Raw genomic sequence first — 22,860 nt, 5'->3', positions numbered from 1 at the left:
TCCTAGGTGTGACCACGTTCGAACCGCAAGCCGGGACCCTGCGACTGCCGTGGCCGTTCACGGGCCGGGACGAGGAACTGGAGCTCGTCCGCCGCTCCTTGGCGGCGGGCCGGCCCGGCATGGTGCTCACCGGACCGGCGGGCTGCGGCCGCACCCGGCTGGCCGTGGAGGCGGTCCGCGGCACCGACTGCGCCCGGGTGGCCGGCACCCCCGGGACCCGCGATCTGCCGTTCGCCGCCTTCGCCCATCTGCTCCCCGAGGGAGTCACCCTGCACAGAGCGGTCCAACTTCTCTCCGGCGTACGGCAGTTGCTGGTCGACGACGCGCATCTGCTGGACGACGCCTCCGCCGCCCTGCTCCACCAGCTCGCCGTCCAGGGCCGCACCCGGCTGCTGGTCCTCGTCACCGACGGAGCCCGCCCGCCCGGCGCCGTCTCCCGACTGTGGACCGGCGAACTGCTGCCCCGTCTCGCGCTGCGGCCCCTGCCCCGCGAGGACACCGCCCCACTCCTCGACGCCGGCGCCGGCGGCCCCCTGGAGCCCCTGGCCGCCAACCGCCTGCACCGGCTGTGCCGGGGCGACCTGCGCCTCCTGCGCGACCTGCTGGACGCGCTGCGCGAGCGGAGCCTGCCGACCAGGGACGAGGACTCCGACGAGCGGACCTGGCGCGGCCCGATCCCGGTGACCCCGGCCCTGCGGGAACGCGCCGCCGCGGTGCTCGGCCGCGCCTGCCCCGACGAACGCGAGATCCTCGACCGGCTCGCCTTCGCCGAACCGCTGCCGCTGGCGGCGGACTCCTTGGACCTGCGGGTCCTCGAACGCCTGGAGGCGGACGGCCTTCTCGACGTCGACGACGACGCGACCGTCCGCCTGGCCCACCCCCTGCACGGCCCGGTGCTGCGCGCCGAGACCGGCCGGCTGCGTGCGAGGCGGCTCACCGGCCGACGACGGTCCACCGTGTCCGCCCTCGACGCCGAGGCGGCCGAGCTGACCCGCCGCATCGGGCGGGCCGACGTCCGCACGACGCCCACGCCCGTGGGGGAGTGGCTCGTCGCGGAGGGGGAACCGGTACCGGCGCGGTACGCCGCCGTCCGCGCGCGGTTCTCACGGCTGCGGGGAGAGCTGCGCGAGGCGGCGGCCTGGGCGAGGGAGGGCCTGGCCACCGCCCCGCACGACCGCGCCTGCCGCACCGAACTCGCCCTGGCCGCAGCCCAGTCGGGCGAGACCGGCCCACCCATCGACCTCCTCGCCGAGCACCCCGGTACAGCGGCATGGCCACCGGCCGCCCGCGGAGACCTCGACACGGCCGTGAAGACCCTCGAACACACCGCCCCACCCCCCGGCACCACCACCGCCCCACCTCTCGGCACCGGCACCGGCATCTGTGACGCCACCGGCACCGGCACCGGCACCGGCACCGCCACCGCCACCGGCATCTGCGCCGGCACTGGCATCGGCATCTGTGACGGCACCGGCATATGCGCCGACTCGACCCTGGCCCCGCCGGAAGCGAGCCACGCACACACCGCCGGCTCCCGCACGGGCAACCACCCCTGCGCGGCCGACGCCCCCGACCCGGCCCCCGGCAACCTGGCCCCCGACGCCTATACCGCCTACGACGCCGTACGCCTCGGCGCTCCCCGGCACGCCGTCCGGCTTCTCCCCCCGGACGGCTCCTTCGCCCGGCACGCCCGCGCGCTCGCCGGGGGCGACGGCCCCGCGCTGGACCTGGCGGCCGCCGAACTGGAGGAGCGTGGATTCCTTCTCTTCGCGGCCGAGGCGTACGCGCAGGCGGTACGCGTCCACCGGGACGCCGGCGCGGCCCGCACCGCCCGGACGCGTGCCGTCGCCCTGGCCCGGCGCTGCCAGGGCGCCCGTACCCCGGCCCTGTCCGGTCTGGTCCTGGGCGAACTCACCGCCCGGCAGAGGCAGATCGTCACCCTCGCCGCGGCCGGCCTCAGCAACCGGCAGATCGCCGAACGCCTCACCCTGTCCGTCCGGACCGTCGGCAACCACCTCTACGGCGCCTACACCCGGCTCGGAGCCGGCGACCGCGGCGCCCTCCCGTGGCTGGTGGAACAGCCGGCCTGAACGGGCCGGGCCCAGCGCCGTCTCACGCCGCGCCGAACGCCGTGAACGCCCAGCCCGTCGCCTGGTGCACCGCGTCGTCCGGCAGTGCGGCACGGGCGTCCCGCAGCGCCTCGGCCAGGGAGAGTCCCGCGCTGACGCCCTTGTGCAGGGCCAGCATCAGCGGGACGACCGCCGCGTCGTTGACGGGTGCGCTGCTCGCCAGCACACCCGCCGTGCCCAGCGGCAGCAACGCCGTTACCAGGCCCAGGAGTTCGTCCGCGCCGACCGAGGCGAGCCGCGCGGTGTCGCAGCTGGAGAGGATGATCCGGTACGGGCTGCGGGCGAGCCGCTCGAAGTCATGGACGATCAGCGGCCCGTCCGCCATCCGCAGCGACGAGAACATCGGGCTGTCGCCGCGGAACGTGCCGTGCGCGGCGATGTGCGCCAGTGCGGCCCCGTCCAACTCCTGCAGCACACGCGCCACATGGGCGTCGGCCTGCTCCAGCACGATCGGCCTGCCGTACCGCCCGGCGACCTCCGGCACCTCCGCTCCGCCGGTCGCCAGCCCCGGGCCCCGTACGAGGACCTGCCGGCCGCCCACGGGCGGTTCGGTCTCCCGCGCGCGCAGCCAGCCGCTGGCCGACGGCGACACACTGACCACCCGCTCCCGCAGCGACGGCAGCAGCGCCCACGGCACCCGGTGCAGCCGGGCCGGCGGCACCACCACCAGAGGACCCGGGCCCAGGTGCCTCGCCGCCTCGCCGAGCAGCAGTTCCTCCAGCTTCCGCCCCGCCGCCTCCACCACCGGCAGCCGGCCCTCCGCGCCGGGGTGGGCCAGCCGCCGCAGCCCGGCCTGTACGTGTTCGGCCTCCCGCTCCGCCTCGGCGAGCAGCCCGCCCGCGAACCGGCGCACCCGCCCGCCCCCGCACAACAGCACCTGAACCCGCCCGTCCAGTACGGCCAGTTCGACCAGCCGCCCGTCGCCGAGCCGCTCCAGCAGCCGGCCCGCGTCGAACCGGTCGCCGCCGAACCGGTCGCCGCCCCAGGGCGTGACCCCGCGGATGTGCAGGGTCCGGGAACGGATCTCCCGCTCCAGACGCCGCTGTTCACGCTCCAGCGTCGGCACCGGCCGGCCCTCCATCCGGGCGGCCTCCGCGCGGGCGGCGATCACCCGGAAGGCGGTCATCCCGCTCAGCAGCGCAGGGTCGGCCGGCGGCCGGGTGGGCGGCGTCGACAGCGCCGTGGCCCGCCACCGCTCGCTCCACACCAGCAACTGCCGTGGCCCGCCCCGCTCCAGACTGACCTCCTGGGCCAGTGCGGCGAGTTCGGCGCCCTGCGCGGTGGCCCGGGCCCGCAGCTCCGAGGCGCCCAGTGTCGTCCGGTGGTCGTCGAGGACGTCGAGCCCGCGCCGGCAGGCCTCCAGCACGCCCCGGCCCGAGCCGGTGGCCCGCGCCCACAGCGCCTGGGCCGCCCAGCCCGTCATCCGGGCCAGCGGCGGCCCGCTGCGCCGGCTGCGGGCCGCGATCTGGAGATACCGTTCGGCGTCCGCGGTCCAGTTCAGGTCCAGTGCGATCCGCCCCGCCAGCAGCCAGGCCTCCGGTGCGGCCGGCGCCTGGAAGGCGGCCAGCCGTTCGGCGAGCCTGGCGGCGTCCGCGACCAGCCGCCCCGAGCCGCGTCCGGTGGCCACCCGCGCCTCGATCAGCACCAGCCGGGCGTGCGTCTCCCACCAGGTGCGCCGCTGGCCCGCGAAGAGCCGCTCGGCCACCGCCGCGCGCGCGATCGCCGTCCCCGGATCGCCCGCCAGCCGCGCCGCCCTCGCGGCCGTCAGCAGCAGTTCCGCCTTACGGGTGGACTGGCCTCCGATGCCGTCGAGGACCCCGATCGCCGCGTCCGCCTCGGCCAGCGCCTCCGGCGCGAGACCGGCGGCCATCAGGACCTCGCAGCGCCGGATGTTGAGCATGAACGTCGGCGTGCCGAGCTTGGCGTACCGCTCCTCCGCCTCGTCGAGGAGCCGCAGCGCGGCCGGCACGTCGCCGGAACGGAAGGCGGCCAGCCCCCGGCTCTCCACCGCGTCCGCCTTGTCGTGCTCCTGGCCGGTGGTGTCCCACAGCGCCTCGGCCGCCGTGAAGTCCGCCTCGGCTCGGTCCACCGCCCCGAGCGCCAGGTGCACGGTGGCGCGCAGGGTGAGGGCGCGCGCCGTCCAGATGACGTCGTCGGCCTGACGCAGCACGGGGATCGTCCGGCGTACGTCCTCCAGTGCCTCGCGGTGATGGCCGAGGACCCACAAGGAGTAGGCCCGCCGGTACATCACGCGCGCGCGGGTGTGACCGGTCCCGCGCTCGACCCCCCGCTCGAATGCGGCGAGCCCCTGCCGGGTGCGGCCCGCGTGCACCAGCGCCACGCCGAGCGTGCCGAGGACGTCCGCCTCCCGCTCGGCCGAGTCCGCGCGCGCCGCGAGGTCCCGGGCGCGCCGCAGATGGTCCAGGGCGAGACGCATGTCGCCCCAGTCCCGCTGCCAGATGCCGATCACCTGGTGGGCGACCGAGGCGTGCAACGGCGTCGGGTCGGTGCCGAGCACTCCTCGCGCCCGCGACAACGCGTCGCCCGGGGCGGCGAACACCATCGGCAGCAGTTCGAGAACCGAGTCGTTTCCCGCTGTCACTCCACGGATGGTAGTGCTCCGGCCGGCACCCCACACCGGTTCGGCACCGTATCCACCAGTAACAATTGGACGTCGTGTCAACGGACTCGGCATCGTGAGGGGCGCGTAACCGCAACCGCACCACCCCCATCCGCCGTCGCACCACCTGTATCAGACGGCCGTCCCGCGGGTCTTGCTGTCGACCACCGGCTGTAGGGGGAGGACACGCCATGGCACCACAGCGATTCCACGAGCAGTTCGACCACATCCAACGCTCGCTGCCCGACGTCCCGTTGGCGATGGGACCGGACGACTCCGCCGAGTTCATCTACGAGAAGGGCGTCGTCCTCGCACGCGACGGCGAGGAGGCCCGGGTCGTCGAGGACGCCGTCCGCTCGCACTTCACGGCGACCGAGGGCCTGGTCCCGGACCATGTGCGCCGGGCGGGCCCGGAGACCAACCGCTCGGGCATCACCCGCATCCGGGTCGGCGACGCCGGCGAGGGCGGACGGGGCGCCGACCACACCGTCGCGGGGGCCCTGCGCGCGCTGCGGGAGACGGAGGGCCGCGCGGGCCGCCGCCTGGTCAGCCGCAACCACCTGGTGTCGATCGCCGTCAACGCCTGCCCCGGCGACGAACCGGTGCCCGTCCCGCGCAGCGCCCGGCCCAACCCCGCCGCGGCACGGGCGGCCGACGCCGCGGAGGGGGGAGAGGGCGCGGACGCCGTCGGCGTGCTCGTCGTCGACACCGGCCTGACCCACGACTACCGCTCCTACCCGCTGCTGGCCCGCACCGAGGGCGACGCCCAGGTCAGGGAGACCGACGAGGACGGGATCCTCCAGCAGTACGTCGGCCACGGCACGTTCATCGCCGGGCTCGTCGCGGCCGTCGCGCCGAACACCGACGTCACCGTGCGGGGCACCCTCAACGACGCCGGCGCGATCCTGGAGTCCGAGTTCGGCGAGCGGCTCTTCGACGCCGTCGAGGGCGGCTGGCCCGACATCCTCAGCCTCTCCGCGGGCACCTCCAACGGCCGGGTGGACGGCCTGCTCGGCGTGGCCGCCTTCATGGAGGAACTCCAGTCCCAGGAAACCCTGTTGGTCGCGGCCGCCGGCAACAACGGCAGCGCCGTGCCCTTCTGGCCGGCCGCCTACGCCTCGCTGCCGGAGTACGCCGACGCGGTGCTGTCGGTGGGCGCGCTGCGCGGCGACGGCGAGTTCGGCGCCTGCTTCAGCAACCACGGCCCCTGGGTGAAGGTCTACGCCCCCGGCGAGCGCCTCACCGGCCCCCTCACCGGCTTCGGCACCCCCGTCCCGTACGTCTACCAGCACTCCACCTACGAGGCCTGCCGCTACGGCTTCACCTACTCCTGCACCTGCCGATCCCCGCGCCACGTCGGTGTGTTGAGCGAGGCGCAGCAGGTCACCCCGGGCAAGCCGGACCAGGTGATGTTCGAGGGACTGGCGTCCTGGAGCGGCACGTCCTTCGCGACCCCCCTGGTGGCCGGGCTGGTCGCGGCCTACATGACCGCGCACGGGGTGACCGATCCACGGGCCGCCGCCCGCCGGCTCCTCGCCACCGGTTCCGAGTTCGCGGAGGTGCGGGGCGCGCACGTACCGGCACTGCTTCCGCCCACCTGGCAACCGGCTCAGGCCGGTCCGGCGTGAGGGCGGCATGACGTCCGAGAGGGGCCCCGCCACGGCGTACGATGACAGGCCGTACACGAGGGGTGGGGCCGTGGACCGTACTGATGTCGGCGCGCTCGTCCAGTCCGCCGTCGACGGTGACACGGCGGCCTGGAAGGCGCTGGTGGACGGGCTGAGCCCATTGGTGTGGTCGGTCGTACGCGCGCATCGGCTCTCCGACGCCGACGGGCACGAGGTGTACCAGACCGTGTGGTTCCGCTTCGCCCAGCATCTCGGGCGGATCCGCGAGCCGCACAAGGCCGGTTCCTGGCTCGCGAGCACCGCGCGCAACGAGTGCCTGAAAGTGATCAAGAGTTTGCGGCGGCTGACCCCGACCGACGATCCCCTGCTGCTCGACCGGGCCAGCGAGGAGCTGACTCCCGAGCAGTCGGTCCTCGACTCGGAGGAGGCGGCCGCGCAGAGCGAGCGGGTGCGGTTCCTGTGGCAGGAGTTCGAGGCGCTCGGCGAGCGCTGCCGGCAGCTGCTGCGGGTCCTGATCGCCTCGCCGCCGCCCAGTTATCAGGAGGTGTCGGCCGCCCTGGGCATCGCCGTCGGCAGCATCGGACCGATGCGCCAGCGATGTCTGCGCCGCCTGCGCGCCCGACTCGACGCACGGGGAGCCCTGTGAACGGCATGAACGGTATGAACGACGACGAGCAGGACGACTTCTTCGGCGAAGTCCCCTTCGTCGACGAGGAGTTCGACCACGACCGGCTGGAGGAGGAACTCCGCCAGGCCGCCGCCATCCTGGACCCGGTGCCCGCCGAGCTGCGGCGGGCCGCCATCGAGGCCTACGCGCTGCACGACCTGGACGCGCGGATCGCCGAGCTGACCTTCGACTCGCTGGTCGACGCCATCCCGGTGCGGGGCGCGGTGGACGTGCCACGGATGCTGACGTTCCACACGGGTGGGCTGACGGTCGACGTCGAGGTGACCGACGAGGGGCTGATGGGTCAGCTGCTGCCGCCCCAGTCGGCCTCGATCGAGGTCCTGCACGGCCCCCGGGCGGGCGCCTCGCTCACCGCCGACGACATGGGCCGCTTCGCCTGCGACACGCCTCCGGGCGGCCCGTTCGCCCTGCGGCTGCACACCGGCGCGGAGGTGGTCGTGACGGAGTGGCTGCGCGCCTGAGCCCGAAGACGAGCGGGGCGGCTTCCGCGGCGCCGGACCCACGGCCGCCCGCCGCGAGCCGACCCGGCGGCCGCGACCGTGAGCCGCTGCCGCTGCCGCTGCCGCTGCCCCGGCCGTCCGCCGACGCGCCGACCAGCGCCTCGGCCGCTGCCCCGGCCGTCCGCCGGCGCGCCGACCAGCGCCTCGGCCGCTGCCCCGGCTGACGCGCCGACCAGAGGCGTGGCGACCAGGACTCGGCCGCAGCCCCGGCGGCGGATCGACGCCCGCTCGCCGACCAGGCTTCGGCCGCAGCCCCGGCGGCGGATCGACGCCCGCTCGCCGACCAGGCTTCGGCCGTTGCCCCGGCGGCCCGTCCACCGGCGTGCCCACCAGCGCCTCGGGGCCCGGCCCGGTCGGCGTGGCGGTCTTCCCGGTCGTGCCGTCCACCCCAGCCGGGTTTCGGCGGTCCGGCCGGAGGTCAGCCGGTGACGGTGTCCACGAGGGCCGCGAGCGCCGAGGCGAGCCGGGTGAGTCCCGGCCCGGCCGGTCCGCCCGGCTCGGTCATGTACGTGTCCCGCCGGATCTCGACCATGAGCGCGCTCACCCGCGGCTCCTTCCCGTAGTGCTCCAGGGGCACATAGGCCCCGGCGAACGGGCTGTCGAGCCCGATTTCCCCCACCGCCTCCCCGAACGCCTTCCGGGCGGCGGCGAGCAGTTCGGGCGGGGTGTGGAAGGCGTCGGTGCCGAGGCAGACCGGCGGCCGCGGCCCCTCGCCGTGCAGCTCGTAGGGCAGCGGCTCGGTCGGGTAGGAGTGCACATCGACGACCACGGCCCGTCCGACGGCCGCCAGCCGCTCGGCGACGGCGTCGGTCATCGCCTGCGCGTACGGCCGGAAGTAGCGGGCGACGAGCGGCTCGGGATCGGTCTCCCGCGGCCGCAGCACCTCGCGGTGCGTGGTGCGCGTGTACACGGCCCCCATGCCGACGGCCAGCATCTCCTCGCGCTCGTCCGGGAACCGCTCCGGATCGACGACCAGCCGCGACAGCCGGTTCACGAACCGCCAGGGCGTGACTGACGCCAGCCGCGCCGCCGCCTCGGCGATCTCCGCGGTGTGCGAGTCGGTGATGTGGTCCAGTTCCCGCTCCAGCGCCCCGTCGTCCAGCACGATGCCCGCCCGCACCCCGGCCGGTATCTCCCGCGCCGAGTGCGGCACATGAAGGATCACCGGCGAGTCGGCGGCGCCGGGGACGAAGGAGAAGGACGGTGCGGCAGGGGTCACGAGGCTGCTCCGGACGTTGTCGATGGCGTGGCGCATGATCAAGATGCCATACCGGCACGTCGGAGCGACCCGCACGGTCGGCAGGGGGAGGTGGGCGCGGTCGCGGGTGGGACCGGGCCGGCCGCGTCGGGGTCCAGGGGGGGCGTCGGACGCACGGCCGCCCCGGCCGGGTAGGTCCGGTCGGGGCGGAGGTGGGTGCTGCGGTGCGTCAGCTCAGGGACGCCAGGGCCTCGTTCCAGGTGGTCGACGGGCGCATGAACGCCGCCGCCTTCGCCGGGTCGGGCTGGTAGTAGCCGCCGATGTCGGCAGGCCGGCCCTGGACGGCGAGCAGCTCGTCGACGATGGCCTGCTCGTTCGTGGCGAGCGTCTCGGCGAGCGGGGCGAAGGCCTTCGCCAGCTCCGCGTCGTCGGTCTGCTGAGCCAGCTCCTGCGCCCAGTACAGGGACAGGTAGAAGTGGCTGCCGCGGTTGTCGATGCCGCCGACGCGACGGGTCGGGGACTTGTCCTCGTTCAGGAAGGTCGCCGTGGCGCGGTCGAGCGTGTCGGCGAGGATCTTGGCGCGGGTGTTGCCGGTGAAGTCGGCGTACTGCTCGAGGGAGGGCACGAGGGCGAAGAACTCGCCCAGCGAGTCCCAGCGCAGGTAGTTCTCCTTCACCAGCTGCTGGACGTGCTTCGGCGCGGAGCCGCCGGCGCCCGTCTCGAACAGACCGCCGCCCGCCATCAGCGGGACGACCGACAGCATCTTGGCGCTGGTGCCCAGCTCCAGGATCGGGAACAGGTCGGTCAGGTAGTCACGCAGGACGTTGCCGGTCACCGAGATGGTGTTCTCGCCGCGGCGGATGCGCTCCACCGACAGCTTGGTGGCCTCGACCGGAGCGAGGACACGGATGTCCAGGCCCTCGGTGTCGTGCTCCGGCAGGTACGCCTCGACCTTGGCGATCAGGTTGGCGTCGTGGGCGCGGGTCGCGTCCAGCCAGAAGACGGCCGGGTCGCCGGTGGCGCGGGCGCGGGTGACGGCCAGCTTCACCCAGTCCTTGATCGGCGCGTCCTTGGTCTGGCAGGCGCGGAAGATGTCGCCGGCGGAGACCGTCTGCTCGATCACGACGTTGCCGGCCTGGTCGACGAGGCGGACCGTGCCGGTGGCCGGGATCTCGAAGGTCTTGTCGTGGCTGCCGTACTCCTCGGCCTTCTGCGCCATGAGACCGACGTTCGGGACGGAGCCCATGGTCGACGGGTCGTAGGCGCCGTTGGCGCGGCAGTCGTCGAGTACGGCCTGGTAGACGCCGGAGTAGGAGGAGTCCGGCAGCACCGCGAGGGTGTCGGCCTCCTGGCCGTCCGGGCCCCACATGTGGCCGGAGGTGCGGATCATGGCCGGCATCGAGGCGTCGACGATCACGTCGGACGGCACGTGCAGGTTGGTGATGCCCTTGTCGGAGTCGACCATGGCCAGCTCCGGGCCCTCGGCGAGCTCCGCGTCGAAGGAGGCCTTGATCTCGGCGCCCTCCGGCAGGGACTCCAGGCCCTTGTAGATGCCGCCCAGACCGTCGTTCGGGGTCAGGCCGGCCGCGGCGAGCGCCTGGCCGTACTGCGCGAAGGTCTTCGGGAAGAAGGCGCGCACCACGTGACCGAAGATGATCGGGTCGGAGACCTTCATCATCGTGGCCTTGAGGTGCACGGAGAACAGCACGCCCTCGGCCTTGGCCCGGGCGATCTGCGCGGTGAGGAACTCGCGCAGCGGCGCGACGTGCAGGACGGAGGCGTCGACGACCTCGCCCGCGAGGACCGGTACCGACTCGCGCAGCACCTTGGTGGAGCCGTCGTCGCCGACCAGCTCGATCCGCAGGGATCCGGCCTCGGAGATCACGACCGACTTCTCGGTGGAGCGGAAGTCGTTCTCGCCCATGGTCGCGACGTTGGTCTTCGACTCCGACGACCAGGCGCCCATGCGGTGCGGGTGGGTCTTCGCGTACTTCTTGACCGACGCGGGGGCGCGGCGGTCGGAGTTGCCCTCGCGCAGGACCGGGTTCACGGCGGAGCCCTTGACCTTGTCGTAGCGGGCCTGGATGTCCCGCTCCTCGTCGGTCTTCGGGTCGTCCGGGTAGGCCGGCAGCGCGTAGCCCTGGGCCTGGAGCTCGGCGACCGCGGCCTTGAGCTGCGGGATCGACGCCGAGATGTTCGGCAGCTTGATGATGTTGGCTTCGGGCGTCTTGGCCAGCTCACCGAGCTCGCTCAGCGCGTCCGGGATCCGCTGGTCCTCGGTCAGGTACTCCGGGAACAGGGCGATGATCCGCCCGGCCAGGGAGATGTCCCGCGTCTGGACGGCGACACCCGCCTGCGAGGCGTACGCCTGGACCACCGGCAGGAAGGAATACGTCGCCAGGGCCGGGGCCTCGTCAGTGTGCGTATAGATGATGGTCGAGTCAGTCACCGGGTGCTCCGCTCCACGTCTGCAACATTGCTCGACATCAAGATATCTCGTGACCGGGTTCGGCTCGACAGGGGTCTCCTCCAACTTCGGCATGTACATGTTTCCTTTACGGGGCAACCGAAGCTCCGCTTTTCGTAGTCATGGAGGTAGATCGTCGACCTGATCCGACGGCCGGACCGACCACCCGGCCGCCCGAGCGAAAGCGGACCATGAGATATCGCAGCAGAGTGACGGCCCCGGCGGCCGCGCTGATCGGCACGGCAGCAGCAGTCCTGGCCGGGGGAAACACGGCGTACGCGGACCCGAAGCCCGATGACGCCCCGGGTCCCGAGACCCTCGGCGACCCCGTCTTCCCGGCTCTGGGCAATGACGGCTACCGCGTCGACGCCTACCACCTCGACTTCTCCTACGACCACTCGACCACGCTGGTCGACGCCACGGCGACCCTGGAGCTGCGCACCGCCCAGGCCCTCACCCGGCTCTCGCTGGACGCCCTGGGCCTGGACATACGCACGGTCCACGTCGACGGCCGCACGGCCACCTTCGAACAGGTGGACGAAAAGCTGCGGATCACCCCCGCCCGGCCGCTGCCCGCCCGGGCCCGGGTCACCGTGTGCGTGACCTACACGGCGGACCCGCGCCGTGCGCTCGCCCACACCGCGTGGGTCCCGACGGCGGACGGGTTCGCGATCTGTCCCCAGCCGGACTCGGCGCACACCGTCTTCCCCTGCAACGACCATCCGTCGGACAAGGCGGACTTCACCTTCCGCATCACCGTCCCCGCCACCCTGCGCGCCGTCGCCGGCGGCTCGCTCGTGTGCACCGAGGACCTGGCCGGCGACCGGACCGCGTACACCTACCGCTCCCGCTCGCCGATCGCCACCGAACTGGTGCAGATCACGGTCGGCGACTACGTCGTCAAGGAGCGGAGCGGCCCGCACGGACTGCCCCTGCGCGACGTCGTCCCGACCGCGCGGGCCGAGGCCCTGGAGCCCGCCCTCGCGCTCACCCCCGGCCTGGTCGAGTGGCTCGAGGCACGGCTGGGCGCCTACCCCTTCGAGACGTACGGACTGCTGCCCTGCAACTCCGACGACCCGAACGCCTTCGACTTCACGGGCCTGGAGACCCAGACCCTCACCCTGTACAAGCCGAACTACCTGCTCCAGGCGGAGCCGAAGATCGGCTCGCACATGATGCACGAGCTGGTCCATTCCTACTTCGGCAACAGTGTCAGCCCCGCCACCTGGGCCGACCTGTGGCTCAACGAGGGCCACGCCGACTTCTACGGGCTGCTGTACCGCTACGAGCGGGGCTGGCCGGACTCTCTGGGCCTGACCACTTTCGAGGCCCGGATGAAGGACACCTACGCGCGCGGCGACCAGTGGCGCAAGACCTCCGGCCCGGTCGCCGCGCCGAACGCGGCCAACCTCTTCGACAGCCAGCGCTACCTGGGCGGCGTCCTCGTCCTGTACGCACTGCGGCAGCTCATCGGCGAGGACGCCTTCCACACGGTCGAGCGGACCTTCCTGGCCCGCCACCGCAACTCCTCGGCGTCGACGGAGGACTACATCGCCCTCGCCTCGCACACCTGCGGCCAGGACGTGTCCGGCTTCCTGCGGGACTGGCTGTACGGCACGACGACACCGAGGATGCCCGGCCATCCGGACTGGACGGTCACTCCGGTGACGCCGTCCCTCACCGCCCCGCGCCGGCAGGCGGGCGGGCGCTGGCACGAGAACTCGGCCACGCTCTGACCCGGCGGCCGGCGCCGTCGGCCGCCGTCAGTCGTGCAGGGCGGTCAGCCCGCCCTGCACGATGTCGTCGCCGGTCCGCTGCTGCGGGATGACGACCGTGCCCGACTGCAACGCCACCGTGCGGGCCGGCGCCGGGATGCGGATGCCTTCCTCGCGGTAGCGGCGGTGCAGCCGCTTGATGAACTCGTGCTTGATCCGGTACTGGTCGCTGAACTCGCCGACGCCCAGGATCACCGTGAAGCCGATCCGCGAGTCGCCGAAGGTGTGGAAGCGGATGGCGGGTTCGTGGTCCGGGAGGGCGCCGTCGACGCCCGCCATGACCTCCGCGATGACCTCCGAGGTCACCCGCTCCACATGCTCCAGGTCGCTGTCGTAGGCGACACCCACCTGCACCAGGATCGTCAACTGCTGCTCGGGACGCATGTAGTTGGTCATGTTCGACTTGGCGAGCTGCCCGTTGGGGATGACGACGAGGTTGTTGGAGAGGGCGCGCACGGTCGTCTGACGCCAGTTGATGTCCTCGACATAGCCCTCCTCGCCGCTGCTCAGCTTGATGTAGTCACCGGGCTGGACGGTCTTGGAGGCGAGGATGTGGATGCCCGCGAACAGGTTGGCGAGGGTGTCCTGGAGGGCCAGCGCGACGGCCAGACCGCCGACGCCCAGGGCGGTGAGCAGCGGGGCTATGGAGATGCCCAGCGTCTGGAGCACCACCAGGAAGCCGATCGCCAGGACCAGGATCCGGGTGATGTTCACGAAGATCGTGGCCGACCCGGCGACTCCGGAGCGCGAGGAGGTCACCGACTGCACGAGCCCGGCGACGACCCGCGCCGCCGACACGGTCACCACGAAGATCAGCAGCACCGTCAGACACTGGTTGACGGTGTGCTGGACGGCCTTCGTCAGCGGCAGCACCGCGGCCCCGGCCGCCGCGCCGGCGGCGATCATCGACCACGGCACCACGGTGCGCAGCGCGTCCACGACGACGTCGTCGCCGCTCCACCTCGTGCGCTTGGCGTGCTTCGCCAGCCAGCGCAGCAGCGCGCGGGACAGGAAGGCGGCCAACAGGCCGGTGGCCAGGGCGATTCCGGCGATGGCTCCGTCGTCCAGGGTCAGGGCGCGGTTCACCGGTCACCTCCGGGAAGTCGATCCGCGGCACGCAGGGCCGCCGACGGCCGGATGTGAAGTCTCGTCACGATGTCACCTGTTCGGTTCCGGGGTGTGCGGTCGCGCCTGCCGTTCGCGGAGCGGGCGCGACCGCTCATCCTGCCGTATCCGGCACGGGAGTTCGTACCCGAGGATCCGGTCGCGGTGGCGGGATCCCGCAGCTCAGACGATTCCCTCGGCCAGTTCGGCCTGCTCGCGGTCCGATCCGTAGGCCGCGGTGGTGGGCGTCCCGTACGAACGGCGGGCCACGAACCACCACACCGTGGCGAGGAGCAGTACGACGGCCAGGGCCACGGACGCGTAGTTCATCGTGTCCACCGTCACCGGCGACGACTGGGGCAGGCAGAACAGCACCGTCACACAGGCCACCCACGCCACGGCGACCCACCCGATCGGGCGGCTCCAGCGGCCGAGATGCCACGGACCCGGCTGGAAACGGTCCCCGGCGCGCAGCCGCAGCAGCACCGGGATGGCGTACGCGGGGGTGATGCCGATGACGTTGATGGCGGTGACCGCGCCGTACGCCGTCGCCGAGTACAGGGACGGCAGGGCGAGCAGACCCGCGACCACCACCGACAGCCACACGGCAGCGACCGGGGTCTGGGTACGGCTGCTGACCCTGCGCCACAGATCCGAGCCCGGCAGGGCCCGGTCCCGGCTGAACGCGAAGACCATGCGGCTGGCGGCGGCGACCTCGGCGTTCCCGCAGAACAGCTGGGCGGTGATCACCACGACGAGCAGCGCGCTCGCGCCGTCCGTGCCCAGCCCGTCGAGGAGGATCTGCGCGGGCGGCACGCCGGTGCCGGTGGCGCGGGTGGCGGCGTAGTCCTGGATGGCGAAGGTCAGCCCCGCCAGCAGCGCGAAGCCCGCGATCCACGACACCCAGATGGAGCGCACGATGCCCTTGGCCGCCGACACCGAGGCGTTGGAGGTCTCCTCGGAGAGATGCGCCGAGGCGTCGTAGCCGGAGAACGTGTACTGGGCCAGCAGCAGCCCGATCGCGGCCACGTACACCGGGTTGTGCCAGCCGGTGTCGTTGACGAACTCGGTGAACACGAACGACGGCGACCGGTGGTGGTCGGGGACGATCCACAGGGCGCCGACGATCAGCGCCACCCCCGCCAGGTGCCACCAGACGGAGACGGAGTTGAGGACGCTGACCAGGCGGACGCCGAACAGGTTCAGCACGGCGTGCAGCAGCAGGATCGCCACGAAGATCAGCATCGTCTTCTGTGGCGTCGGCTCGAAGCCCCAGCGGAGATTGGCGAACGCGCCCGCGAACAGCGCGGCGCCGTAGTCGATGCCGGCGATCGCGCCGAGCAGCCCGAGCAGGTTCAGCCAGCCGGTGTACCAGCCCCAGCGCCGTCCGCCGAGCCGGTCGGCCATGTAGTACAGGGCGCCGGACGTCGGATAGGCGCTGGTGACCTCGGCCAGCGCGAGCCCGACGCACAGCACGAACAGGCCGACGCCCGCCCAGCCCCAGAGCATCACCGCGGGGCCGCCCGCGCCCATGCCGAAGCCGTACAGGGTCATGCAGCCGGACAGGACCGAGATCACGGAGAAGCTGATCGCGAAGTTGCCGAATCCGCCCATCCGACGGGCCAGCACCGGCCGGTAACCGAGTTCGCGCAGCCGCTGTTCCTCGTCGGGACGGGGCACGGCGGGGTTCGCGGGTACGGCGGGCAGAGCCGCAGGGTCGGGGACGCTGGACATGACAAACCTCCGAAGAGAGAAGGGCCACGAGGGGAGCACGGGGGAGTACCGGGGAGTACGAGTGAGGGGGAGGGGAGGGGAGGGTGGCGGGTGAGGGGACCCGGACGGCGTCAGGAACCGGGCCTTTGTGCCCCGGGCCGGCTGCGCGTGCGGGCCTGGAGGAACACCCGCACGGCCTCCGCGTGATCGCCCGGGGCCGGGGCGCGGTACGCCCAGGGCAGCGGCGTGCAGTACGGTCCGATCGCGTCGAACACCTCGGCCGCGTCGGCGAAGCGGAGCGCTCCCCACAGGGCGTGCGCCAGGTGGTTGAGGTCGAGCGGCGAGCGTTCGGCGGGACCGGCGCGGTCGAACCACCCCTCCCGCGCCCGCAGCGCCTCCCGGGTCGCGTCCTCGGCCACCCAGTGCAGGTCGAGGGCGGCGTCGCGGCCGGCGCCGCGCCGGTAGCGCTCGGCCCGGACGTAGAGCGGCAGGACGTGCAGCGCGGAACCCGGCGGGGCGGTGCCCGCGACCAGGTGCGCGAAGCCCGCCGCCTCGGCCAGCCGCCCGGAACTCGCCCGCGTGTACAGGAACTGGAGCATGCGGTGGTGCGCCTCGCGGTTGTGCGGGTCACGGCGGCCGGCCTCGTCGAGCAGACCCCACGGGCCCGGCGGGAGGGTCGGCTCGGGCGGCGCCGCCCGGTGCTCCTCCCACAGCAGCTCGCGGTCCAGCTGGGCCAGCGCCAGCAGGCACACCCACGGCACCGGGTCCGGCGGCGCGGTCCGGGCCGCGGACTGGCTCAGGTCCCAGGCCTCGATCCACAGTTCGTGCGTACGGAGGTGGCGCTCGCGGTGCGCCCGCAGCGCCCGCTCGACGGCCACCCGGGCCTGCATCACCGTGGCCGGCACGCTGTGCGGCTCCTCGGCGAGCCAGGCCCGCACCACGTCCGTCCCGGCCGCCGCCGCGGCCAGCACCTGGGTGCGCCGCGTCCACTGGCACCAGGCCGTGGTGCGCTCCAGCAGGAGGCGCATCGACAGCCAGCGGCCGGTGCGCACCTCCTGGAGAGCGGCCCGCAGATCGCCGTCGTGCCCGGCGGGGTCGTAGGCCGGCCGTGCTCCGTCTCTGGCCATCAGCCACCCGCCCGCGGGCGTGGCACCGGCACGACGGCAGGGTGGAGTAACAACAGCCCTCCTCGGGGCGGCGGATGGAGTGGCGGGTGAGGGGATCGCGTCGGTCGGCCGTCACTATAGGGGCGCGGGAAACGCATCACACTCGTTTCCCGCTCGATCCAACCGACCTTTTGAACAACATAATTGACTGGCCATCAGCCAGTGAACGAAGAGCAGGTCGCCGCTGGTCGGGGGCCTCTTGACGCGACCCGTGGGCCGACGGCAGGCTGTCGCCCGGTGATCACCCGAACCGATCACCGAGGGGAGGGCACGATGACGGGTCCGGTACTCGCCGTCGACCAGGGCACCTCCGGCACCAAGGCCCTGGTGATCTGTCCCGAACGCGGCGTGATCGGCGCCGGCTTCGCCGCCGTGCACCCCTGCTACCCGTCCGGCGGCCTGGCCGAGGCCGACCCCGACGCGCTGTACGACTCGGTCGTCGCCGCCGGCCGCCAGGCGCTGGCCGAGGCCCGCGAACCCGTGGTGGCGCTCGGTCTCGCCAACCAGGGCGAGACCGTCCTCGCCTGGGACCCGGCCACGGGCCGCCCGCTCACCGACGCCCTCGTCTGGCAGGACCGCAGGGCCGCCTCCGTGTGCGCCGGACTGGAGCCGCACGCCGACGAGTTGCGCCGGCTCACCGGGCTGCCCCTGGACCCGTACTTCGCGGCCCCCAAGATGGCCTGGATACGACGGCACCTCACCACCGAGGGGGTCGTCACCACCAGCGACGCCTGGCTCGTCCACCGGCTCACCGGCGCCTATGTCACCGACGCCGCCACCGCGGGCCGCACCCAGTTGCTCGACCTGGACCGCTCGCAGTGGTCGCCGCGCGCCCTCGACCTCTACGGACTGTCCGGCGAACGGCTCCCGGACATCGTCGACAACGCCCGACCGGTGGGCACGACCCGCGCGTTCGGCCCGGAGATCCCGCTCACCGGCCTCGTCGTCGACCAGCAGGCAGCCCTGCTCGCCCAACGCGTCACCACGCCCGGCGTCGTCAAGTGCACCTACGGCACCGGGGCGTTCCTCCTCGCCCCCACCGGTGGCACGGCCCGCCGCAGCACCTCCGGGCTGGTCGGCTGCGTGGCCTGGCGGCTCGACGGACGCACCGCCTACTGTCTCGACGGCCAGGTGTACACCGCCGCCTCCGCCGTCCGCTGGCTCTCCGGCCTCGGTGTCATCCAGGGCGCCGCCGACCTCGACACCGTCGGCGCCACCGTGCCCGACAGCGGCGGCGTCACCTTCGTCCCCGCCCTCGCCGGACTCGCCGCCCCCTGGTGGCGCGGCGACCTGCGCGGCTCCCTCACCGGACTCGGCCTGGACACCACCCCGGGGCACCTGGTGCGCGCCCTGTGCGAGGGACTGGCCGCACAGATCGTTCAACTGGCCGAGGCCGCGGCGGCCGACCTCGGCAGGCCCGTGTCGACTCTGCGGGTCGACGGCGGCCTGACCCGCTCGGCCCTGCTCATGCAGACCCAGGCCGACCTGGCGCAGTGTCCCGTCGAGGTGTCCCCGCTGTCCGATGCGACGGCCCTCGGCGCGGGCGCCCTGGCCCGCCTCGGCGCCACCCCCGGTCTGAGCGTCGCCGACGCGCTGCCCGACGGCAGGCCCTCGGCCGTGTACGAGCCCCGCATCCCGGCGGCCGAGGCGGCGCGGCGGCTGGGCGAGTTCCGTGCTGCCGTGGGCGCGTTGCTGGAGCGGGAGCCGGCATGACGGTGACCACCGAGGGGCCGCTGCCCACGACGCCGTACGACGTCGCGATCGTGGGCGCCGGAGTCGTCGGCTGCGCCGTCGCCCGCGAACTGGCCCGCCGGCCCCGCCTCAAGGTCGCCCTCGTCGAGGCCCAGGACGACATCGGCCAGGGCACGTCCAAGGCCAACACCGCGATCCTGCACACCGGTTTCGACGCGGTCCCCGGCTCGCTGGAGGCCCGCCTGGTCCGCGAGGGCGCCGCCCTCCTCGCCGCCTACGCCGCGGAGTCCGGCATCCCCGTCGAGCCGGTCGGCGCGCTGCTCGTGGCCTGGGACGAGGAGCAGCTCGCCGCACTGCCCCGGCTGGCGGAGAAGGCGGAACGCAACGAGTACAAGGACGCCCGCCTGATCGGGACCGCCGAACTGTACGCGCGTGAACCGCACCTGGGGCCCGGCGCGCTCGGCGCCCTGCACGTGCCCGGCGAGAGCGTCGTCTGCCCCTGGACGACCCCGCTGGCGTACGCCACCCAGGCCGTGCGGCACGGCGTGGACCTGCACCTCCACGCCCGTGTCCGACAGGTGGACCGGCAGGGCGACACACACGTGATCGGCACCGCCCGGGGCGCCCTGCGCGCCCGCTTCCTCGTCAACGCGGCCGGTCTGCACGCCGACGCGCTCGACCGGCTGCTCGGCCACCACGACTTCACCGTCGTCCCGCGCCGCGGCCAGCTCATCGTCTTCGACAAGTTCGCCCGCGATCTCGTCCACCACATCCTGCTGCCCGTGCCCACGGCCCTGGGCAAGGGCGTCCTGGTCGCACCCACCGTGTACGGCAACGTCCTGCTCGGCCCCACCGCCGAGGACCTGGACGACAAACGGGCCACGCACTCCACGGCCGACGGCCTCGCGGGACTGCGCGCGCAGGGCGGCCGCATCCTGCCCGGGCTCCTCGACGAGGAGGTCACCGCCGTCTACGCGGGACTGCGCGCCGCCACCGAGCACGACGACTACCGCATCACCGCCCACCCCGGTCAGGCCTGTGTCACCGTCGGCGGGATCCGCTCCACCGGCCTGACGGCGTCCCTCGCCATCGCCGCCCACGTCGTCGGGCTGCTCGAGACCGAGACCGGCCTCGACCCGGGGCCGGTGCGCGAACTGCGACCCGTCCGGAGGAACCGGCAGCCGACCGGCCCCGAGTACGGCATCCTCGTCTGCCACTGCGAACGCGTCTCCCGGGGCGAGATCCGGGACGCCCTGGCCCATCCGATCCCGCCGCGCACCCTCGACGGACTGCGCCGCCGCACCCGGGCCCGCGCGGGCCGCTGCCAGGGGTTCCACTGCGGGGCGGCCGTGCGGGCCCTGCTGGAGGAGGCGCGGGAATGAGCGGAGTACGCCGGGTCGACGTCCTGGTCGTCGGCGCGGGCCCCGCGGGCCTCGCGGCCGCCGCCCGGCTCGCCGCCGCCGGGGCGGGCCGCGTCGAGATCGTGGACCGCGAGACACGGGCCGGGGGAGCGCCGCGGCACTGCGCGCACGGCGGTTACGGCACCCTGCTGCGTCCTCTCACCGGCCCCGCGTACGCCCGGCTGCTGGTCGCCGCGACCCGGCAGGCCGGGGCGACCGTCCGCACCGGTGTGACGGCCCTCGCCTGGGCCGGCCCGCTGGCCCTGCACACCCTCGGCGCCGAGGGACCCGGGACCATCACCGCACGGGCGGTCGTCCTGGCCACCGGCGCCCGCGAACGCCCCCGGGCGGCCCGGCTGGTGCCCGGCACCCGCCCGGCCGGCGTCTACACCACCGGTGAACTCCAGCAGGCCGTACACCTCTACGGGCAGCGGATCGGTACGCGCGCGGTGGTGGTCGGCGCGCAGGACGTCTCGTACGCCGCCGCCGACACCGTACGGGCCGCCGGCGCCACGGTCGTGGCGATGCTCACCGACCTGCCCGGCCCGCAGACCACCGCGGCCCGGGCCGCCGGCTCCCGGCTGCGCCACGGCACCGCGCTCCTCACCGGCACCACGGTCGTCGAACTGCTGGGCCACGGACGTCTGTCGGGAGTGCGGGTGCGGCACCGCGACGGCCGTACGGCCGTACTGCCCTGTGACACCGTCGTCTTCACCGGCGACTTCGTCCCCGACCACGAACTGGCCCGGCGGGGCGGACTCGTCCTGGACCCCGGCACCCGCGGCCCCGCCGTCGACGGCGCCCTGCGCACCTCGCGCCCCGGTGTCTTCGCCGTCGGCAGCGTGCTGCACGCCGTGGAGAGCGCGGCGACCGCGGCCCGTGAGGGCACCCATGCCGCCGGTGCCGTCCTCGACCACCTCGCGGACGCCTACCACCCCTCGGGCGCCGGTCACCCCTCGGACGCCGGTCACCCCTCGGGCGCCGGTCACCCCTCGGGCGCCGGTCACCCCTGGGGCGCCGGCCACCCCTCGGACGCCGGTCACCCCTGCGGTGCCGACCGAGCCGACGTCGTCCCGCTCCTCGTGGACCCGCCCCTGCGCTGGATCGCCCCGAACCGTGTCACCCCGGCCGACCGTCTCCCCTACGTCCTGCGCACCGCGACGAGACTGACCCGCCCGGTCCTGCGCGTCACCCAGAGCGGGCGCGTGCTGCACCAGGAACGGCTGTGGACGACCGTCCTGCCGAACCGCACCCTGCGCCTGCCGGCCGGCTGGACGCACCGGGTCGACCCGCGGGACGGTCCCGTCCACGTGGGAGTCCGGCCCTGAGGCGCCCGAGGAGTCCGGCCCTGAGGCGCCCGAGGCCCGGCGGGTGCCTCAGATGACCTTCATCCGTACCAGCGCGCCGAGCGTCAGCGCCCCCGGCACCAGCGGCAGCCACACCGTGATGATCCGGTAGCCGAGCACCACGGCCGTGGCCAACGCCACCGGCCCGCCCGCCGCCACCAGTGCCACGACCAGCGCCGCCTCCACCGAGCCGATCCCGCCCGGCGTCGGGACCAGCGCGACCGCCACCGTCGCCGCCAGGTACGCGACCGCCATGTGCGCCACCGGCACCGGCAGCCCCAACGCCTGCCCCACCGCGGCCAGGCCACCCGCCTGGAGCACCGGGAACGCCAGCGAGCCGCCCCACAGGGCCAGTGCCCGGGACGGACGGGAGTGCACCGAGCGCGCCTCGCCGAGCGCGGTACGCAGGAAGGAGCACACCGCCGACCGCAGCCGCCGTACGAGGGCGAGCGCGCCCGCGACCACCAGCACGGCGGCCCCGAGGGCGCCCAGCAGCGGGCCGAGCGCCCCGCCGGGCAGCAGGGAGCCGAGCCGTAGCGCGTCGGGGAAGACGAGCAGCAGCACGGTCAGCAGGCCCACCCGGGCCACGCCCTCCGCCAGCAGATACAGCGCGAGGGCCGCGGAGGAGCGGGCCAGGGGAACCCCGCACACGGTCATGAACCGCAGGTTGACCGCGCTCGCGCCCAGCCCCGTCGGCAGCAGGTGGTTGGCCGCGCCCGCCGCGAACTGCGCGGCCAGCAGCCGCCGTCCGGGCAGCCGCTCCACCACCGCGCCCTGCCGGGTGACGGCCGCCGCCACCCAGGTCAGGCAGGTCGCTCCCAGCGCGGCCAGCAGCCAGGGCCACTCCGCGCTCCGCAACTGTGCGAAGCCCTCGACGAGAACGGACCGGTGCCGCACCGCGACCACGGTGACGAGCAGGAGCGGAAGCAGACACAGGAGCTGCCGCACCGGCACCCGCCGGGCCGGCCTGCCTGGGGGAAGGGGAACGGGAACCGCTGTCACACTCGGAGAGGTTCTCCGCACGGCGCCAACTGCGGGTTGCGGAAGCGGGGACGGAACATTACGTACGGTCATCGGGTCCTTCGTCTGATCCTCTGCCTGAACCGCTGTCTGATCCCTCGGCCGATCCCTTGTCCGATCCCTTGTCGTCGAGGATGCGGGGAGAAGGTTGACCTCAAGGTTGCTTGAGGTCCTACGGTCGCTCCCATGAGCATGGAGAGCACCGCCTGGACGCAGCTTTACAGCGTCATGCACGCCCAGCAGGAACGCCGCCCCTTCGACCGGGTGACATTGCGCCGCATCGGCGCATTCGCCCGCCCGCACCGCCGCCGGATCGCGCTGTTCGTGCTGCTGGGGGTGGGGGGCCGCCGGGGGGCGGGGGGCCCCCCCCCCCCCCCCCGGGGGGGGGGGGGCGCGGCCGGGGGGGACGGCGGC

The 22,860-nt window shown here is 73.9% G+C and carries 16 protein-coding genes and 1 pseudogene; 10 read left to right on the top strand and 7 right to left on the bottom strand.

Annotated elements, in window-relative coordinates:
- Positions 1-8 precede the first annotated feature (8 nt).
- Positions 9-2,090: a LuxR C-terminal-related transcriptional regulator gene (locus ACFWBD_RS01750; protein WP_385661125.1), complete on the top strand. Its 2,082-nt coding sequence runs from the start codon at positions 9-11 to the stop codon at positions 2,088-2,090.
- A gap of 22 nt (positions 2,091-2,112) precedes the next feature.
- Here the strand turns inward: ACFWBD_RS01750 and ACFWBD_RS01745 are convergent, their stop codons facing one another.
- Positions 2,113-4,692 carry a CHAT domain-containing protein gene (locus ACFWBD_RS01745; protein WP_385661518.1) on the bottom strand — a complete coding sequence of 860 codons (2,580 nt, stop codon included), beginning with the start codon at positions 4,690-4,692 and terminating at the stop codon, positions 2,113-2,115.
- A gap of 248 nt (positions 4,693-4,940) precedes the next feature.
- Here ACFWBD_RS01745 and ACFWBD_RS01740 point away from each other — a divergent pair, with 248 nt between their 5' ends.
- The 4 genes from ACFWBD_RS01740 to ACFWBD_RS01725 all read left to right on the top strand — a co-directional run bounded on the left by ACFWBD_RS01740 (position 4,941) and on the right by ACFWBD_RS01725 (position 7,729).
- On the top strand, positions 4,941-6,377 hold the full coding sequence (locus tag ACFWBD_RS01740) for a S8/S53 family peptidase (protein ID WP_385661122.1): 1,437 nt from the start codon (positions 4,941-4,943) through the stop codon (positions 6,375-6,377).
- 70 nt (positions 6,378-6,447) lie between these two features.
- Positions 6,448-7,023 (top strand): RNA polymerase sigma factor, encoded by a 576-nt coding sequence (locus ACFWBD_RS01735; RefSeq protein WP_384109268.1) that lies wholly within the window; start codon positions 6,448-6,450, stop codon positions 7,021-7,023.
- A gap of 14 nt (positions 7,024-7,037) precedes the next feature.
- On the top strand, positions 7,038-7,526 hold the full coding sequence (locus ACFWBD_RS01730; protein ID WP_385661515.1) for a hypothetical protein: 489 nt from the start codon (positions 7,038-7,040) through the stop codon (positions 7,524-7,526).
- Complete coding sequence (locus ACFWBD_RS01725) at positions 7,511-7,729, top strand: hypothetical protein (RefSeq protein WP_385661121.1); 219 nt, start codon at positions 7,511-7,513, stop codon at positions 7,727-7,729. Before ACFWBD_RS01730 ends, ACFWBD_RS01725 begins: the two co-directional genes overlap by 16 nt.
- Before the next feature lie 254 nt (positions 7,730-7,983).
- Here ACFWBD_RS01725 and ACFWBD_RS01720 read toward each other — a convergent pair whose 3' ends face one another.
- Together ACFWBD_RS01720 and ACFWBD_RS01715 are read right to left on the bottom strand one after the other, a co-directional pair.
- Positions 7,984-8,820: an N-formylglutamate amidohydrolase gene (locus tag ACFWBD_RS01720; RefSeq protein ID WP_385661119.1), complete on the bottom strand. Its 837-nt coding sequence runs from the start codon at positions 8,818-8,820 to the stop codon at positions 7,984-7,986.
- Positions 8,821-8,992: 172 nt separating this feature from the next.
- A complete protein-coding gene (locus tag ACFWBD_RS01715; protein WP_385661116.1) occupies positions 8,993-11,212 on the bottom strand; it encodes an NADP-dependent isocitrate dehydrogenase in 2,220 nt (739 codons plus the stop codon).
- 209 nt (positions 11,213-11,421) lie between these two features.
- On the opposite strand from ACFWBD_RS01715, the gene ACFWBD_RS01710 reads away from it, so the two are divergent.
- Complete coding sequence (locus ACFWBD_RS01710; protein WP_385661114.1) at positions 11,422-12,966, top strand: M1 family metallopeptidase; 1,545 nt, start codon at positions 11,422-11,424, stop codon at positions 12,964-12,966.
- Positions 12,967-12,993: 27 nt separating this feature from the next.
- Here the strand turns inward: ACFWBD_RS01710 and ACFWBD_RS01705 are convergent, their stop codons facing one another.
- The 3 genes from ACFWBD_RS01705 to ACFWBD_RS01695 form a co-directional block, all read right to left on the bottom strand.
- Entirely contained in the window at positions 12,994-14,091 is a 1,098-nt protein-coding gene (locus ACFWBD_RS01705) for a mechanosensitive ion channel family protein (RefSeq protein WP_385661111.1), read from the bottom strand.
- A 201-nt stretch (positions 14,092-14,292) separates the two neighbouring features.
- The gene (locus tag ACFWBD_RS01700) at positions 14,293-15,843 is read right to left on the bottom strand and encodes an amino acid permease (RefSeq protein WP_385661108.1); all 1,551 of its coding nucleotides are present in this window, start codon (positions 15,841-15,843) and stop codon (positions 14,293-14,295) included.
- 110 nt (positions 15,844-15,953) lie between these two features.
- The gene (locus ACFWBD_RS01695; protein WP_385661105.1) at positions 15,954-16,949 is read right to left on the bottom strand and encodes a hypothetical protein; all 996 of its coding nucleotides are present in this window, start codon (positions 16,947-16,949) and stop codon (positions 15,954-15,956) included.
- A 312-nt stretch (positions 16,950-17,261) separates the two neighbouring features.
- Between ACFWBD_RS01695 and ACFWBD_RS01690 the strand changes: the two genes are divergently transcribed.
- From ACFWBD_RS01690 to ACFWBD_RS01680, 3 genes are read left to right on the top strand one after another with little or no spacing between them, the layout of a single operon-like run.
- Complete coding sequence (locus tag ACFWBD_RS01690) at positions 17,262-18,701, top strand: FGGY family carbohydrate kinase (protein WP_385661103.1); 1,440 nt, start codon at positions 17,262-17,264, stop codon at positions 18,699-18,701.
- The gene (locus ACFWBD_RS01685) at positions 18,698-20,062 is read left to right on the top strand and encodes an FAD-dependent oxidoreductase (protein WP_385661100.1); all 1,365 of its coding nucleotides are present in this window, start codon (positions 18,698-18,700) and stop codon (positions 20,060-20,062) included. Before ACFWBD_RS01690 ends, ACFWBD_RS01685 begins: the two co-directional genes overlap by 4 nt.
- Positions 20,059-21,408: an FAD/NAD(P)-binding oxidoreductase gene (locus ACFWBD_RS01680; RefSeq protein ID WP_385661099.1), complete on the top strand. Its 1,350-nt coding sequence runs from the start codon at positions 20,059-20,061 to the stop codon at positions 21,406-21,408. Before ACFWBD_RS01685 ends, ACFWBD_RS01680 begins: the two co-directional genes overlap by 4 nt.
- Before the next feature lie 48 nt (positions 21,409-21,456).
- Here ACFWBD_RS01680 and ACFWBD_RS01675 read toward each other — a convergent pair whose 3' ends face one another.
- Positions 21,457-22,380 carry a YbhN family protein gene (locus ACFWBD_RS01675; protein WP_385661512.1) on the bottom strand — a complete coding sequence of 308 codons (924 nt, stop codon included), beginning with the start codon at positions 22,378-22,380 and terminating at the stop codon, positions 21,457-21,459.
- 252 nt (positions 22,381-22,632) lie between these two features.
- On the opposite strand from ACFWBD_RS01675, the pseudogene ACFWBD_RS01670 reads away from it, so the two are divergent.
- Positions 22,633-22,860 (top strand): annotated as a pseudogene (locus ACFWBD_RS01670) (hypothetical protein); the annotation flags it as partial.

This window comes from Streptomyces sp. NPDC060002, assembly GCF_042737245.1.
Classification (GTDB): Bacteria; Actinomycetota; Actinomycetes; order Streptomycetales; family Streptomycetaceae; genus Streptomyces.
Note: the sequence above shows the minus strand (reverse complement) of the source record. Positions and strands in the feature narration are given on the sequence as shown.

Bases quoted from the DNA above. Each gene is read 5' to 3' on its own strand.
- ACFWBD_RS01745 (WP_385661518.1), bottom strand. From the start codon at position 4,692: ATGGTGTTCGCCGCCCCGGGCGACGCGTTGTCGCGGGCGCGAGGAGTG.
- ACFWBD_RS01740 (WP_385661122.1), top strand. From the start codon at position 4,941: ATGGCACCACAGCGATTCCACGAGCAGTTCGACCACATCCAACGCTCG.
- ACFWBD_RS01730 (WP_385661515.1), top strand. From the start codon at position 7,038: ATGAACGACGACGAGCAGGACGACTTCTTCGGCGAAGTCCCCTTCGTC.
- ACFWBD_RS01720 (WP_385661119.1), bottom strand. From the start codon at position 8,820: ATGCGCCACGCCATCGACAACGTCCGGAGCAGCCTCGTGACCCCTGCC.
- ACFWBD_RS01710 (WP_385661114.1), top strand. From the start codon at position 11,422: ATGAGATATCGCAGCAGAGTGACGGCCCCGGCGGCCGCGCTGATCGGC.
- ACFWBD_RS01700 (WP_385661108.1), bottom strand. From the start codon at position 15,843: ATGTCCAGCGTCCCCGACCCTGCGGCTCTGCCCGCCGTACCCGCGAAC.
- ACFWBD_RS01695 (WP_385661105.1), bottom strand. From the start codon at position 16,949: ATGGCCAGAGACGGAGCACGGCCGGCCTACGACCCCGCCGGGCACGAC.
- ACFWBD_RS01690 (WP_385661103.1), top strand. From the start codon at position 17,262: ATGACGGGTCCGGTACTCGCCGTCGACCAGGGCACCTCCGGCACCAAG.
- ACFWBD_RS01685 (WP_385661100.1), top strand. From the start codon at position 18,698: ATGACGGTGACCACCGAGGGGCCGCTGCCCACGACGCCGTACGACGTC.
- ACFWBD_RS01680 (WP_385661099.1), top strand. From the start codon at position 20,059: ATGAGCGGAGTACGCCGGGTCGACGTCCTGGTCGTCGGCGCGGGCCCC.